This is a genomic window from Bacteroides sp. 1001302B_160321_D4, assembly GCF_015667765.1.
GTDB lineage: Bacteria > Bacteroidota > Bacteroidia > Bacteroidales > Bacteroidaceae > Bacteroides > Bacteroides xylanisolvens.
In genome coordinates this window covers 51,966-66,048 of sequence record NZ_JADPLO010000033.1, presented here as the reverse complement: position 1 = coordinate 66,048, position 14,083 = coordinate 51,966, and the positions used below count along the sequence as shown (strand labels likewise).

Annotated in this window: 13 protein-coding genes; 4 read left to right on the top strand and 9 right to left on the bottom strand. The window is 44.1% G+C overall.

The genetic code is table 11. The annotated features are described in order from the left end of the window. Positions 1-214 precede the first annotated feature (214 nt). The gene (locus tag KFO40_RS13960) at positions 215-3,199 is read left to right on the top strand and encodes a hypothetical protein (RefSeq protein WP_211146488.1); all 2,985 of its coding nucleotides are present in this window, start codon (positions 215-217) and stop codon (positions 3,197-3,199) included. 379 nt (positions 3,200-3,578) lie between these two features. Here KFO40_RS13960 and KFO40_RS13955 read toward each other — a convergent pair whose 3' ends face one another. From KFO40_RS13955 to KFO40_RS13930, 6 genes are all read right to left on the bottom strand, one after another. Then, positions 3,579-4,028 (bottom strand): N-acetylmuramoyl-L-alanine amidase, encoded by a 450-nt coding sequence (locus tag KFO40_RS13955; protein WP_004314755.1) that lies wholly within the window; start codon positions 4,026-4,028, stop codon positions 3,579-3,581. 3 nt (positions 4,029-4,031) lie between these two features. Further along, positions 4,032-4,355: a hypothetical protein gene (locus tag KFO40_RS13950; RefSeq protein WP_004314756.1), complete on the bottom strand. Its 324-nt coding sequence runs from the start codon at positions 4,353-4,355 to the stop codon at positions 4,032-4,034. 265 nt (positions 4,356-4,620) lie between these two features. Beyond that, on the bottom strand, positions 4,621-5,145 hold the full coding sequence (locus KFO40_RS13945) for an HU family DNA-binding protein (protein ID WP_008644339.1): 525 nt from the start codon (positions 5,143-5,145) through the stop codon (positions 4,621-4,623). 190 nt (positions 5,146-5,335) lie between these two features. Continuing rightward, complete coding sequence (gene dnaB / locus KFO40_RS13940) at positions 5,336-6,697, bottom strand: replicative DNA helicase (protein WP_211146487.1); 1,362 nt, start codon at positions 6,695-6,697, stop codon at positions 5,336-5,338. Positions 6,698-6,713: 16 nt separating this feature from the next. Next, complete coding sequence (locus tag KFO40_RS13935) at positions 6,714-7,334, bottom strand: hypothetical protein (protein ID WP_087323522.1); 621 nt, start codon at positions 7,332-7,334, stop codon at positions 6,714-6,716. Positions 7,335-7,910: 576 nt separating this feature from the next. Beyond that, positions 7,911-8,186, bottom strand: a complete 276-nt coding sequence (locus KFO40_RS13930; protein ID WP_008644351.1) for a DUF4248 domain-containing protein — start codon at positions 8,184-8,186, stop codon at positions 7,911-7,913. Between the two features lie 279 nt (positions 8,187-8,465). Here KFO40_RS13930 and KFO40_RS13925 point away from each other — a divergent pair, with 279 nt between their 5' ends. Together KFO40_RS13925 and KFO40_RS13920 are read left to right on the top strand one after the other, a co-directional pair. Beyond that, entirely contained in the window at positions 8,466-9,728 is a 1,263-nt protein-coding gene (locus KFO40_RS13925; protein ID WP_004314762.1) for a putative DNA modification/repair radical SAM protein, read from the top strand. 221 nt (positions 9,729-9,949) lie between these two features. Next, positions 9,950-10,723, top strand: coding sequence for a TIGR03915 family putative DNA repair protein (locus KFO40_RS13920; RefSeq protein WP_211146486.1), 774 nt, complete (start codon positions 9,950-9,952; stop codon positions 10,721-10,723). Between the two features lie 86 nt (positions 10,724-10,809). Here the strand turns inward: KFO40_RS13920 and KFO40_RS13915 are convergent, their stop codons facing one another. Next, a complete protein-coding gene (locus KFO40_RS13915) occupies positions 10,810-11,478 on the bottom strand; it encodes an MgtC/SapB family protein (protein ID WP_004314765.1) in 669 nt (222 codons plus the stop codon). 175 nt (positions 11,479-11,653) lie between these two features. Here KFO40_RS13915 and KFO40_RS13910 point away from each other — a divergent pair, with 175 nt between their 5' ends. Continuing rightward, on the top strand, positions 11,654-12,022 hold the full coding sequence (locus KFO40_RS13910) for a DUF2809 domain-containing protein (RefSeq protein WP_008644359.1): 369 nt from the start codon (positions 11,654-11,656) through the stop codon (positions 12,020-12,022). Positions 12,023-12,025: 3 nt separating this feature from the next. On the opposite strand, the gene KFO40_RS13905 is transcribed toward KFO40_RS13910, so the two are convergent. Together KFO40_RS13905 and KFO40_RS13900 are read right to left on the bottom strand one after the other, a co-directional pair. Further along, on the bottom strand, positions 12,026-12,895 hold the full coding sequence (locus KFO40_RS13905; protein ID WP_008021108.1) for an ion transporter: 870 nt from the start codon (positions 12,893-12,895) through the stop codon (positions 12,026-12,028). A 130-nt stretch (positions 12,896-13,025) separates the two neighbouring features. Then, positions 13,026-14,006: a lytic transglycosylase domain-containing protein gene (locus KFO40_RS13900; RefSeq protein WP_211146485.1), complete on the bottom strand. Its 981-nt coding sequence runs from the start codon at positions 14,004-14,006 to the stop codon at positions 13,026-13,028. Positions 14,007-14,083 lie beyond the last annotated feature (77 nt).

The following is a 14,083-nucleotide window of genomic DNA, read 5'->3' as shown; positions in this document are numbered from 1 at the left end:
GTTAACTTCTAAATTTTTGCAAAAGATCTCCTTCCCTCTACTGCCTTTCAGAAGCAGGGGTAAAAAAGTTTCATTGCTTATCGTATCATTTTTCAGTATTGACTACTCCCGAAGAGCAGGCACAAAGGTTTCTCCGTTACCTACAAAGTAACGGGTAGCTATTATTGAAACTTAGTGTTTAATAATATATTATTAATGTAATTTTTAAGTAGTTATGAAGAAAAATTTTGTTAGGGTAATGCTTTTCGGGGCATTGACGCTTACAGTCAGTACAGTGGTGACAAGCTGTAAGGACTACGATGATGATATTAAAGGCTTGCAGGAGCAGGTCGATAAAATCACATCAACCAGTCCGGTAAGTACAGAAGACATGAAGAACGCAGTTGAAAAGGCAAAACAGGATTTGCAGACACAACTGAATGACTTGAGCGCACTTGTGGAAAATCCGGATGGTGAAAAAACTTTGAAAGAAAAAATCGCTGCACTGGAACAAGCTTTGGCAGATGCCACAGGCGATAAAGCTAAAGATTTGGCAACAAGATTGGCAGACCTTCAAAATCAACTGACCACTCTGCAAAAGATTCTCAAAGGTGAGGATGGTGTCAGTGGTTTGGAAAAGAAGATTGAAGAACTTGAGAATGTTAAAACCGTATTATCTGAACTGATTGCAGCAGAACAGGCATACATTACATCTGGTAAAAAGGATGCAAGTGCTTACGAAAGTACCAGTTTTGGGGCTTATGTAAACCAAGCTATCATAAATGCCCTTCAACACGAGGGAGACGACACTTCTAAATGGGGGAAAATAGCTCAATACGTAACAGAAGCTGTTCAGAAAGGTATTTCTACAGAGTTGAGTGGTATTAACAATTACCTGACTGCCCAGTACGGAGTGAAAACGACTTTGGAAACATTCGTGAAAGATGTTTATGAGAAGCTCTTTAGTGAAGAAGCCATCGGGAAACAAACTCAACTGGATAATCTTTTAGATGCTATCAATGCTTATGTAAGTACTGAAGAGGATGCCGATTATAAGAGTTATGCGGATATTATCAAGCAAATTGATGATACGAAAAAACAATTGGCAGCACTCGAATTACCTGCAACAGGTACATTTAGCCAGGCGGTTAAAGATATTATAAAGAGCGAATCCGAACAAGTTGGCGGTGTTATAAAAGGCCTTGAATCCAGACTTGATGCTGAAATCAAAGCTATCAAAGGTATGATTCAAAGCATCGTTTACATTCCGGAGTCTGCTGACAGAACTGTTAACTTCAATACTTTCTATGTGAAGTATGGTACTAATAATGAACCAGCCGATTGGAGTCCTGTACTCAATGCTAACGAAGTGAAAGTGAATTTCCGTGTATCACCGCAATCTGCCGTTGCTGAATTGATTAAAGGCGAGGAAGGAAAATACTTGATTGCTGCCGACTATCACCAATTGACTCGTGCAACTGGTACGCACTTTGCGATTAAAAAGATAGAAGCTGTAACGGGCGAATCTAATGTAATCGCAGTTACTTTGGATGCCAGTACTGCTGATAAAAGCTATGCGGTAGCACTTACAGTAAAGGATAAAGGTGAAACAACCTTGAATGATATTACTTCAGACTACTTTGCTGCCGTGAAGGAGAATATGTATATTGAAGAGGTTCAATGGGAATCAGTAAATGCAGCTGCAAGTGAAGTGGCTAAAAATGCAAGTATTGATTATAAGGCAACAGGCTCTTATTATAAGATGACAGTGAAATCATCAATCAATGCTGGTACTGGAGCTACTGAAGGGCAAGCTTTGACTAAGACTAAGCCCGAAGAATTCGGTATCTCTGTAGATAATTTGTTCAGCGTGACTTTCGGTGTAACTGGTGCTGGTACAAGTAGCTTTACAATGAATGGCGAGACTGGTGTATTAAAAGGCAATGCTGATGGAACGCTAGGTGATAATTGTCAGGCAACGTCTACTGTAAAAGCGAAAGCGCCTGCGGGTGTAACAGGTGATAAATCATTCACACAGAAGACTTACAGCGGAACAGTTACATTGATCGATATACAAGCTCCAACAACTATTGAACTTGCTGATCCGGATGCTTCACTTGTTTGGCATAGCACTAAACAAGAACTTGCATTGAATACCGAGAAGGTTACTGCGCTTAGAACCGCTTTGGGTGGTATTGGTAATTTCAGTGGATGTACATTTGAACGTATTGCTCCGGCTGATGCAGCACCGGCATCTGCCACTCCTGTGACAATTCCGGATATTAAATTTAATAAGGATGCTGGTAATAATCTTGTATTGGAGGTTCCCGCAGGTGCCACTTATACAGGTAAGGTGACTACCAAGATTACAAATACTGCTGGTCATATTAGTATTGTATTGTCAACAGATATAGATATTAAATATCCTGCAGAAGCTGATCTTACATTGGCTAACTCAAATGCTTGGGATGGAACCAAGGCTGTATTGAATCTTAAGGAAACAGGTAGTAGTCCAATAACTGCAGTGACTGCCGAAAGAGATCTGACTGAACTTTTCAGTAACTATAAGGATCTTATTGGTGAGAATGGAAATGATGGTACATTAACCTCTCTTGGTGGAGAATTTGAATTCTCTGTTGTAGGTGAAACTCCGACTGGTGTAACTCTTAATGCAACTTCTGGTGCGCTTTCAGTAACAAATCGTTATCCTGTCGGTGGTGCTGGCTTTAGCGTAAAAGTAGAAGCAAAATGTGGAGAGAAAGTTATTTCTACCAAAACAATTCCTGTTGTATTCAATACTGCTAAGATGAACGGTACATTTGATTACAAGGTTGATACAGAAGATAAAGACAAGCTGGCATTTGATGTATCTTCTGCTGCAGAAAGAGGAAATGGTGTTGATGTCTCAAGCGCATTAGTATGGAAAGATGCTTCAGCTACTCCACGTCAGCTTTGGCCTTCTAGTGGTGCTTCCAGTGACTATCAAGACTCTAATGGTGCAAAAGTATTTGGCTTCACTGTAGCATTTGAATTGGTAGCTGGTGAAGATAATGATAACTTTGCTCTGGACGGCACAACCGGTAAGCTTACATTGAAGAACCCGGATGCTACCCAGAATCATAAGGCTATGACAGTCAAAGTAAAGGCTATTCCTACTTCTCCATGGGGAACGGTAGAGGCTAAAGTAGTGACTGTTACAGTTGCCGAATGGGTAGACTAATAGGATAGAGAATCTCATAATATATTATATATTGAGAAAAAACAAATAAACCCATTCTTCACTTGTGTGTGAAGATATTTTTACCCCAGAACAAAGCGAAGGACACAGCTTGTGAAAGTCCATCCTTCCTCTTTGTTCTTCTTTAGAAAAGGGATACCTCCCACATTTCCCACAGGTATCCCTTTTTATTTTTACTCTCGGAGCGTCTTTTTGTTGTACTAGAATCAAATTGCTAGTCCCCCATTTCCCTATAGGTAAAGGAGGCGTTCCCAAGATGCAGAAAACCCGAGCTTGCGAAAGTCCGGGTTTTCTTGATTAATAACCAATAACAATTAACCAATAACAACTAACAATAGAGTATGTAAATGAAAAAAGAAACCTATTCTTTATCCCACTCCTTGCTCGCTTCGAAACAGGGACAAGCCTTGATCCACTCTTCCGGTTCAATCTCACCGTCTCCGTCAAGATCAGGACTAAGATCACGATGTCCGCAGACACGGCATCCCGGAAAATCCTTTAATAAAGTCAGGATAAGAACCCGTAGCGAGTGTTTCTGCCAACAAGTGCGCGTGTCTTTCGGCTGTCCCATGCAGTCCAGTCCGCCTTCGTAGCAGATACCGATACTTTCCCGGTTGAAACCACGGCTATGTGCACCGATCCGTTCTAACGGACGGGTAGACTTAATATCCCCGTTCTTACGAATATAAAAATGATAACCCACACCATTGAAGCCGCGGCGACGATGACAAACGTCCAAATCATGTTCGGTGAAAGATTTATCCTCGCGGGTAGCGGAGCAATGAACGACAATCAGATTAATAGTTCTCATGCGTTAGGCAGGTATTAAAGAAGTGGATGATGATGCGGATTCGGAACCATTGTTGCGCTGAATACACTCTTTATTGACACACTGTAAAGTGACAGCTTCCGAAAGTTTGCCTTTTAATGAAAAAATCTCCGAGTGCATTTCCTTTACACGGTCGCTCAAATCGAAATAATCCTTGAGCACCTTTTCGAGCTGCTTCATAAGGAAGCCATACTGCTCTTTCACTAGTTCGCTGAACTCTTTGACGTCCTGCATCATTTGCTGACGTTTTTTGCGACCTCCGAAAAAAGGGAGGATGGCTGTAATGATATCAATGATTTTGTCTAACATCTTTCTTGAATTAAAGATTAAAAATTAAAGATTGAGAATTGAGAATTAAAAAATAAGAGAAACTAAAAATAGGAAAACTAAAAAACACGAGAATGAAAAAATCGGAGAAATAAAGAACATGAGAAAATGCGGGAAAGAGAAAAACAGAAAAGCAGCAACCACATGGCAAGGAACCATACATGGATCAGTTCCTGAAACCATGTGATACTGTTTTTTCTAAGGATGAAGTTTCATTCTGCCAAAGAAGATAGAGCGGGCAGCCTATTTACGCTGCTGGATCCGGTGCTTCTCCACCGCCCGGTTTATTGCCCCCCGAACCGCTGCCGGAATCATCGTCCGAACCACCGTTTCCGGAATCGCTTCCATCTCCCTTTCCGCCTAGGACGAAGTCCACGTTGTTTTCGCTTCGTGTACTCGTATGGCTCGAATTCATCAGCTTCAACGCTTTGTCGGCAACAAAGCGGACATTGACACGGCGGATGCTGCGCACCGTACAATCTTTCATAGTCTCCGTACCGTCACTAGTCAGCGTGATGTGGAACGTACCCAATCCGTCAATCTTCACCTTATCGCCCTGGGTGAGCGACAGGCGCAACTGTTCCACAAATGCCTCAATGGTGTGTTTCACATCTCCGGCAGTCAGTGACGATTTACTTTCGATGGCGGTAGCCATCGTATCAACGTCCATCACTCTTACATTGCCTGATTTCTGACGTATGTAATACAGTAACGGAGCATCCTCCTGATTTACATACTTTCTGCGCTGATAGCGTTCTACTAATACATCCATAAATTTGAAAAGTTAAGGTTTAAGTGAATAATTATATGTTTTCTTTTTGATACTACAAATATACAAAATCAGAGAGGAGAAGTCAAGTAAATATGGTTTTATTTTCTCTGATAATATAAAAAGTTTTGCACCGGATATGTATCAATACTATTTTGATAAAATGTCTTGATTATTTGTATAATAGATTGTTTTATTTAGCATGTTTTTCCAAATATTCCAATGGCGGAACATAGTCATATATTTTTGTCATCGACGGATTATGTCCGAAATATACATTCCCAGTCTCTCCATTACGCTGCTTGGCAACGATAACCACCCCCAGTCCTTCTGTCGGGTAACCGCTTTCCCGGTCGGTGACGATGCGTTGCATCGCTGGTCGGTAAAGCAACATCACGACGTCCGCATCCTGTTCGATAGCTCCGCTCTCGCGCAGGTGTGCCAGTTCCGGACGTCCTCCGGGGCGATTCTCCGACTCGCGGTTCAGCTGACTAAGCAGTATGACGGGAATATGCAGCTCCTTGGCCAGCAACTTGGCTTTCCGGGTGGCTTGTGCCACTTCCTGTTCGCGGTTGCGGTTGGCCTGCTTGGTAGCCATGTCGCAGAGTTGCAGGTAGTCGATAATAATTGCGTCACACTGATTGCGGCTCTTCAGTAGCCGGGCACTTGAGCGAATGTGATCCATGCTGACAGAAGTGCTGTCGTCCACGTAGATGGGGAGTCCTGATAGTTCTGAAGCTGCGGTGTGGGCATTTTCCATCTCTTGCAGGGTAGGTATTCCGTTTCTCCACCGGTAAGGATTAATGTTGCTTGCTGCTGCCAGCCATCGGTCGGCAAGGCGTTCCCCTTGCATCTCAAGGCTGTAGACGGCCACCGCATTGCCCGCCATTGCCGCGCTGCGTGCCAGGTGCAGGGCAAAAGCCGTTTTACCTACAGAAGGCCGGGCGGCAATCACTATCAGATCACTATCCTGCAAACCGCCCGTTTTCTGGTCGAGTTCGGTCAGTCCGGTGGGGATGCCGGTGACGCCGTTCACGCTTTTGGCAATACGCAATTCAGCTTCTTTCAGCGTGTCGGTCATTAGGGTGTCCATGCAGCGTATGTGGTCGTGGTGTCCGGATTCGCCTTCGAGGCGGTCGAGCAGGTTGTGCGCGTCGATGAGGGTGTCGTCAATGTCGATTGTTTCATCCATGGCGCAGGTGAGGAGTTTGTTGAAGCCGACTACGGCTTCGCGTGCCAGATATTTCTGGTGGACGATTTGCGCGTGATACTCGATGTGGGCGGAGGAGGCTACCCGGCTGCTTAGTTGTACGATGGTATACGGCCCGCCTATCTTTTCGAGCACTCTGCGACGGGTGAGCTCTTCTTTGACGGTGAGAATATCTATCTTTTTGTTTGCCTGATACATAGCTATTAAGGCGGCGAAGATCAGCTGATGATGATCGTCGTAGAACATTTCGGGACGTAGCTTGTCGGCTACGAGTGGCAGAGCCTCCTGTTCTATCAGGCAGGCTCCGATGATGGCTTCTTCGAGTTCGCTGGCGTGTGGTTGCATTTCTTTTCGATGTTTTTTAGTCTATATATTCGTTTAAGAAAGCCTTGTCTTTCAGGTAGGTGGCGGCAAGGGGGATGAAACGTGTGTCGTTGGTGTGGTAGTAGACTTCCTCGATGTGGTCGATGGCTGTCTGTTGTTCCTCTTTGGTGAGCTTGTCCCATTCGCGGCGGGCACGGGCGACGTACTGTTTGGGTTTTTGCATCGTTTCATGATATTTATCCCAGAAAACGTCGAACACTTCGGATTTTTCTTTCTTTTTTTCTTCGCGGGCTTCCGGAGAGATGCAGCCGGTCCAGAAATCATAGTTGTTGATATGAATGTGGAAGATTCCTTTCTGGTGCGGGATGATCTTGATAATGCCCTCTTCCTGGATTTTTTGAAAGAAGCGGAGGGTTTTGGATCGGCTCCATTGGAAGAGTTGGCTCCAGTGTTGCTGGCTGATGACGGATTCTCCGCGTTGGCATACGATGTCGATCTGCTGAATCTTGTACGTGGTTTCCGAGTAGTTGGCGTGTATCAGGACTTGGAGGAGCGCTTCCAGTTCTCCCGGCGCTTTGTCGTTTATCTGACGTTTTAACAGTGCTTTGGGAATCAGGATGTAGCCTTCGTGCAGGAGGTTTTCTGGAAGTTGTTTCATTGAGGCGTATTTTTATTTACTTGTTGTTGTTTGGGGTTATTCCCATGTGCATACATTGTCGGATGCGGCTGCGAAGGTAGTGTATGAATGGCTGTTCGTGCAAATCTTTTTTGGCTGGGATGGAGGTGTTTTGAACGGTATGGTGGTATTTGGGCTGTATTGGGGGCTGTAGGACGGAAATAATGTTGTTCTGTGTGACACCGCGCGGGTGTAAAAGATGAGATTGGGGGAATGAATAGAAAAACAGAGATTCTGTTGGGATGAAACAGAGCCTCTGTTTATTAGAAATAGAACCTCTGTTTGCCGTAAATAGAGGCTCTATTCGGGGACATGCGGCTTTCTTTTTAGCATTTTTTTTGACAAAAAATCGAACAGCCAAACGAACACCCCCTGGAGGTGGCTCAACTGCTTGTCTGTCATGCGTTTGCAACGCTCGAAAAAAAGTAGTCGAACCACCAACCGAACATATATAAATACTAAAATATAATAATCTATATAATATAGTTCGTTCAACACGTTTTTTCTGTGTTTTCGGAGGTGTCAGGATGCAGTAAATCTTTACTTATGGGTGATGCGCTAACGTAGGATTATTTTTTCCGGTCCCCAGGTCATGAAAAGGATCTGCTGTTGCTTCGGACTTAGACGTGTTGTTTCGTGTACGTAGTGTGCGGCTTTTAATTCGTCGAAGAGCAGTTTGTCGAGTTCTATTTCGTTTCTCATTCTTTTGCTGGCTGTGTCAGCGTTAGAATATTCGGGAAAATACTCCTGCGCTACGGCAGAGAAGGTTTTAAAACCATTGATAACCCATTCTCGTTCTTCCATTTCTTCTTCGTTTTCGTTTGAAGTCTTCATTTGTGTAAAATTAAATTGTTTATTAATGCAACACTTCTTGTGTTGACTTTGCAAAGTTAATGAAAATATATTTGTTGTGATAAAATAATCGATTTATTTTATTATCTTATTTGATCTATGTAATAAAATATTGTATCTATTAAACTCCTTTTTTAAGCGTAGCTTTTTGTATCATAAAATTTGACTTGTTTTGTATTGATATATTTGCTAAACTTTTTTTCTTCTATACGCGTCTCAAATTAAATCGTATATTTGCGAAAAGAATCAAGATTGGGAATTATGAACGAAAACGTCTTAGCTAAACTGAAGATACTTGCGGAATCTGCCAAGTACGATGTTTCCTGTTCTTCCAGTGGTACGGTGCGCTCCAATAAGCCGGGCACGCTGGGAAACACTGTCGGAGGATGGGGGATCTGTCACAGCTTTGCCGAGGACGGGCGGTGTATCTCGCTATTGAAAATCATGCTTACCAATTATTGTATTTACGACTGTGCCTACTGTATCAACCGGCGTAGCAACGATCTTCCCCGCGCCACATTTTCCGTTTCGGAATTGGTGGAACTGACGATGGAATTCTATCGTCGTAACTACATTGAAGGGTTGTTTCTTAGTTCCGGAGTGGTCCGCAATCCGGACTATACGATGGAGAGACTGGTGCGTGTAGCCAAAGATTTGCGGCAAGTGTACCGGTTTAACGGTTATATTCATCTCAAGAGTATTCCCGGTGCCAGTCGTGAATTGGTGAATGAGGCCGGACTGTATGCCGACCGTTTGAGTGTCAACGTCGAAATTCCCAAAGAAGAAAACCTGAAACTCCTTGCACCGGAGAAAGATCATAAAAGTGTATTTGCTCCGATGAAATACATTCAGCAAGGTGTGTTGGAGAGTAAGGAAGAACGGCAGAAGTTTCGCCATGCACCCCGTTTCGCGCCTGCGGGACAAAGTACCCAGGTGATTGTGGGTGCTACCTCCGAGTCGGATAAAGATATTCTTTTTCTTTCGTCGGCTCTTTACGGACGGCCGACCATGAAGCGTGTCTACTATTCGGGCTACGTTTCTGTGAATACATACGATAAACGTCTTCCGGCATTGAAGCAACCGCCTTTGGTACGTGAAAACCGGCTCTATCAGGCTGACTGGTTATTGCGCTTTTACCAATTCAAGGTGGACGAAATTGTGGATGATGCCTATCCGGATCTCGACCTCGAGATAGACCCGAAACTCTCGTGGGCTTTGCGCCATCCCGAGCAGTTTCCTGTCGACATCAACAAAGCGGACTACGAAATGTTGCTCCGTGTACCGGGAGTGGGAGTGAAGTCGGCGAAGTTGATTGTCGCCTCCCGCCGTTTTTCGCGACTGGGTTTTTATGAACTGAAGAAGATAGGAGTGGTGATGAAGAAGGCGCAATATTTCATCACCTGCAAAGAGCTGCCTCTCCAAATGCTGACTGTGAACGAACTTTCACCGCAACGGGTACGTAGCTTATTGCTCCCGAAACCAAAAAAGAAAGTGGATGAACGCCAATTACGATTTGATTTCTGATTTATGATTTATGAATTCTGATTAAACGAATTACTAAGTATGTTGATTAGCTTATATAATAATTTAGGTACGGATTACACGGATTACACGGTTTTTAGTGTTGTCATTGCTGCAAAGAATCCGCATTAATCCCTGTAATCCGTGCCTAAAAATAAATCATAACCCATAAATCATAAATCATAAATCATAATTCATAACCCATAAATCATAAATCAGAAATCTTGAAAGTTTTCGTTTACGATAAAAGCTTTGATGGTCTGCTGACTGCCGTGTTCGACGCCTATTTTCGCAAGACCTTTCCCGATGATTTGTTGTCGGAAGGAGATGCTTTGCCCTTATTTTATGATGAGTTGCATACCGTAGTTACCGATGAAGAGAAGGCAGGGCGTGTGTGGCGGGGATTGCAGAAGAAAGTCTCTGTATCTGCTTTGGGCTGCCTCACACAAAGTTGGCTGTCGGAGCTTCCGGAGGTAGGGATGCTCATTTTTCGTTATATCCGTAAAGCGATCGACTCACCCCGTTCCATCGAAACCAATTTTGGCGATCCGGACGTTTTGCGATTGGCGCAAATATGGAAGAAAGTGGATGGCGAACGTGTGCACCTGATGCAGTTTGTCCGTTTTCAGAAAGCTGCGGATGGTACATTCTTTGCGGCTTTCGAACCGCAGTATAATGCGCTTCCTCTTACCGTCCACCATTTCAAAGACCGTTTTGCCGATCAGAAGTGGATTATCTACGACATGAAACGCCGTTATGGTTTTTATTATGACTTGCAGGAGGTGACAACCGTCTCGTTTGATGATGACAGCCGTGAATCCCATCTGATTACGGGGATGCTGGATGAAAGTCTGATGGACAAGGATGAGAAACTTTTCCAACAACTCTGGAAAACTTATTTCAAGGCCATTTGTATCAAAGAACGTATGAACCCGAGAAAGCACAGGCAGGATATGCCTGTACGTTATTGGAAGTATCTGACGGAAAAGCAGAAATAGGTTTTCATCTCTTTATATTTTAGAATTAAAATACTCCTCCTTGTTTCTTCTGCTTTTCTTGTCTCTATTGTTTTTTGTAAAGGGACTTATTCAATTCGCTGCACTGTTACCTCCGGAAACTCCTGTATCAATGAAAGCAAATGTCCTTCATCGTTATTTCGTTTCGACTTGATGACCATACTCACTTGATAAAACTCTGCTTCACCCTTATGCAACGTTTCCATCTCGTAAGAGACTATCAGGTAGTCTTTAGAGTTGAATCTGTCCGCTATCTGTTTCAGAGTGTCTTTGTTGGAAGTAGAGAAAGAAACCATCGAGCTTTTCATTCCGATGCTTTTAAACAGGTAACTAAGTAATTCCAGTCCGATGAGGGTCAATACCATGGCAGCGATGCCGATGGTGTACATTCCTGCGCCTACTGCCAGTCCGATACCGGCAGTTGCCCAGATTCCTGCGGCGGTAGTCAGTCCGCGTACAATCTGCTTTTGGAAGATGATGGTTCCCGCACCGATAAATCCGATGCCACTGACGACTTGAGCCGCCACACGACTGGGGTCGAGCGTGACACTGCTTTCTTTTATAATCTCCTGAAACCCGTATTGGGAAACAATCATAATCAGGGCACTGCCTAGCGATACGAGGAAATGAGTACGGTATCCGGCTTCTTTGGCACGGTATTCACGATCCAGTCCGATGATCGCCCCCAGTATGCCGGCGACCAATAAACGAATGACGAAATCTATGTTCAACATCATGTGTTCAATCTCCTTTCTGTTTTTTTATTGTTTGTGGAAAAATACTTGGAACTATAAATATACAATTATTTCTCTTTTATGGATCAATCATTTAGTAATATTTGAACGTATTCGATCTATTTTATCGTATATTCGCAGACTCAAATGAATGTTTAACCCTGTGATTGAGTGAATAATGAAGAAAAGATTTTTTTATATAATCAGCTTTCTGCTGATCTTTTGCATCGAGGTATTGATAGCTTTATATGTGCGTGACAATTTCATACGTCCTTATGTCGGAGATATGCTGGTGGTAGTGCTGGTGTATAGTTTTATGAGGATATTTCTCCCGACAGGAATTCCGCGGATGCCGTTTTATGTCTTTCTTTTTGCCTGTTTTGTGGAAGTGCTGCAATACTTCCGGTTGGTGGAAACATTGGGGATTACGAACCGTGCAGCCAGAATCATTCTGGGTTCTACGTTCGATTGGGCGGACATAGCTTGTTATGCGGTAGGCTGTGTGTTTATTGTTTTATTCGAGCGTTTCTTTCAGCATAAGTCGTAAAATTTATTTCTTTTCCACGTCTGTTTCGGACGGATTCAGATGATGTCCGCAATATTTGCAAAACTCGGCATTGTCTTCGTGTCCGGAGCGATGGCAGTTGGGACATTCTTTGTCTCTTCTGCGTTTGTAGTCTTTCATCATGGAGGCGGATACGATCCCTGTCGGTACGGCAATAATTGTGTAACCAATTAGCATGACACAGGCGGAAAGGAACTTCCCGAGACCGGTGACGGGGGTGATGTCTCCATAGCCTACGGTAGTCATGGTGACGATAGCCCAGTAAATGCTGTTCGGGATGTTGTTGAACTGTGAGTTGGGTTGTGTTCCTTCAATCATATACATCAGCGTGCCGATGGAAGTCACCAGGATGACGACAAATAAGAAGAATACCGCAATCTTCTTGCTGCTTTCGCGTAAGGCGGTGAGCAGTCGTTCGCCTTCATTCAGAAAGTTGAAAAGCTTGAAGACACGGAATACCCGTATCAGGCGGAAAGCACGGATGATGAGCAGATAGCGTGCACCGGGGAAGAGCAGGCCGATGTAGAGCGGAAGGGTGGCTAGCAAGTCTACGATTCCGAAGAAGCTGAATATGTATTTCCGGGGACGGGGCGAGCAGTAGATTCTCGTCAGGTACTCGAAAGTGAAGAAAGCGGTGAAAAGGTACTCCATAATGACGAACGGAGTCGTCAGAAAGCTGGGAAGCCCTTTCAGGCTTTCGATGATGACAAGCAGTACGCTGACTAGAATACAGCCGATCAGAATCACGTCAAACAGTTTCCCGGCGGGAGTGTCCGATTCGAAGATGATGACGTACAACTTTCGTTTCAGTTTTTCGTCATGTAAAAAACGATGGATTCTTTCTTTCAGTTTCATACTAACAGTTCATACTAAATGCTATTTGGACGTTCCTCCGGCATCTTCTTGTAGAAAGGGGGTGTTTGGCTGTGAATGGGCAGTGCAAACTCCGTTTTCCGCTATGAGAAGAGGTTAGGGGAGAGGATTTTCAGTCAATCACCCATTGTTTATTATAGGCCTCTGTTTTTTTCGGATCGTAATACATACCTTCTTGTGTGGGAATATAGAGGGTGTATGTCTTTCCGGTCTTGTTCTTTAATGAGGTGTCGCGCAGCCAGGGGTTGGCATCACGGAGTTGTGCGTATGTGATACCTTGTGATTTGGCATAATCATTCAAATCATTGATGCTAGTGGAGACGGTCACCTTTTTGTAGGGAATGGGCGGATACAGATGTTCCCGCTTCAACAGAAACCCGTAACGTTGCGGGTTGTTGAATATCTCTTTGGCTGCCAATATGCGGAACATATAGCGGGAAGTTTCTTCTACCAGCCATAAGTCCATGGCATGACTTGCCAGTTGTTTGTCGAGTTGGGAGGAGATACGTCCCTGTCCGGCATTGTAGGCGGCGGAGACAGCCATCCAGTCTCCATATTTGGCATACGCTTGTTTGAAATATTTGCAGGCGGCTACGGTTGATTTTTCAATGTGGTAGCGTTCGTCTACGTTGTCGTTCACTTCCAGTCCGAATTCCCGTCCGGTGGCGGGCATAAACTGCCACAGCCCTGCTGCTCCTGCCGGAGAGCGGGCGATGTTGTTCAGGTTACTTTCGATTACCATCAGGTATTTGAAGTCGTCGGGGATGCCGTTGGCTTTCAGTATCGGTTCTATGATGGGGAAGTATCGGTTGGCACGTTTTATCAGTAGCATGGTGGTGGAATGCATATAGGTGAAAGCCATCATCTCACGATCCATCCGTTCGCGGCGGTCATAGCGGCGGAGGTCAATGGTTTCTCCGTCAAAAGTAACCTGGGCGGGAACGGTGGGCGAGGTGACGCAATAAGGAACTTCCGATTTGGCGGAATGTTGTTCGGTCACCTGGCTGCTGCCTGTCAATACAGGAATGGATGCGCCGATGCAAAATACTAATATGAGCGTAAGAATATAGTTGATTTTAGTTTGTTTCTTCATTTATTTATTTCATTATTTCAGTTAATACCATTCAGTTTCTTGTTCAGACTTTGTCGGACTGTTCACATCCTTGCCAT

Bases quoted from the DNA above. Each gene is read 5' to 3' on its own strand.
- KFO40_RS13960 (WP_211146488.1), top strand. From the start codon at position 215: ATGAAGAAAAATTTTGTTAGGGTAATGCTTTTCGGGGCATTGACGCTT.
- KFO40_RS13955 (WP_004314755.1), bottom strand. From the start codon at position 4,028: ATGAGAACTATTAATCTGATTGTCGTTCATTGCTCCGCTACCCGCGAG.
- KFO40_RS13950 (WP_004314756.1), bottom strand. From the start codon at position 4,355: ATGTTAGACAAAATCATTGATATCATTACAGCCATCCTCCCTTTTTTC.
- KFO40_RS13945 (WP_008644339.1), bottom strand. From the start codon at position 5,145: ATGGATGTATTAGTAGAACGCTATCAGCGCAGAAAGTATGTAAATCAG.
- dnaB (WP_211146487.1), bottom strand. From the start codon at position 6,697: ATGCAACCACACGCCAGCGAACTCGAAGAAGCCATCATCGGAGCCTGC.
- KFO40_RS13935 (WP_087323522.1), bottom strand. From the start codon at position 7,334: ATGAAACAACTTCCAGAAAACCTCCTGCACGAAGGCTACATCCTGATT.
- KFO40_RS13930 (WP_008644351.1), bottom strand. From the start codon at position 8,186: ATGAAGACTTCAAACGAAAACGAAGAAGAAATGGAAGAACGAGAATGG.
- KFO40_RS13925 (WP_004314762.1), top strand. From the start codon at position 8,466: ATGAACGAAAACGTCTTAGCTAAACTGAAGATACTTGCGGAATCTGCC.
- KFO40_RS13915 (WP_004314765.1), bottom strand. From the start codon at position 11,478: ATGATGTTGAACATAGATTTCGTCATTCGTTTATTGGTCGCCGGCATA.
- KFO40_RS13910 (WP_008644359.1), top strand. From the start codon at position 11,654: ATGAAGAAAAGATTTTTTTATATAATCAGCTTTCTGCTGATCTTTTGC.
- KFO40_RS13905 (WP_008021108.1), bottom strand. From the start codon at position 12,895: ATGAAACTGAAAGAAAGAATCCATCGTTTTTTACATGACGAAAAACTG.
- KFO40_RS13900 (WP_211146485.1), bottom strand. From the start codon at position 14,006: ATGAAGAAACAAACTAAAATCAACTATATTCTTACGCTCATATTAGTA.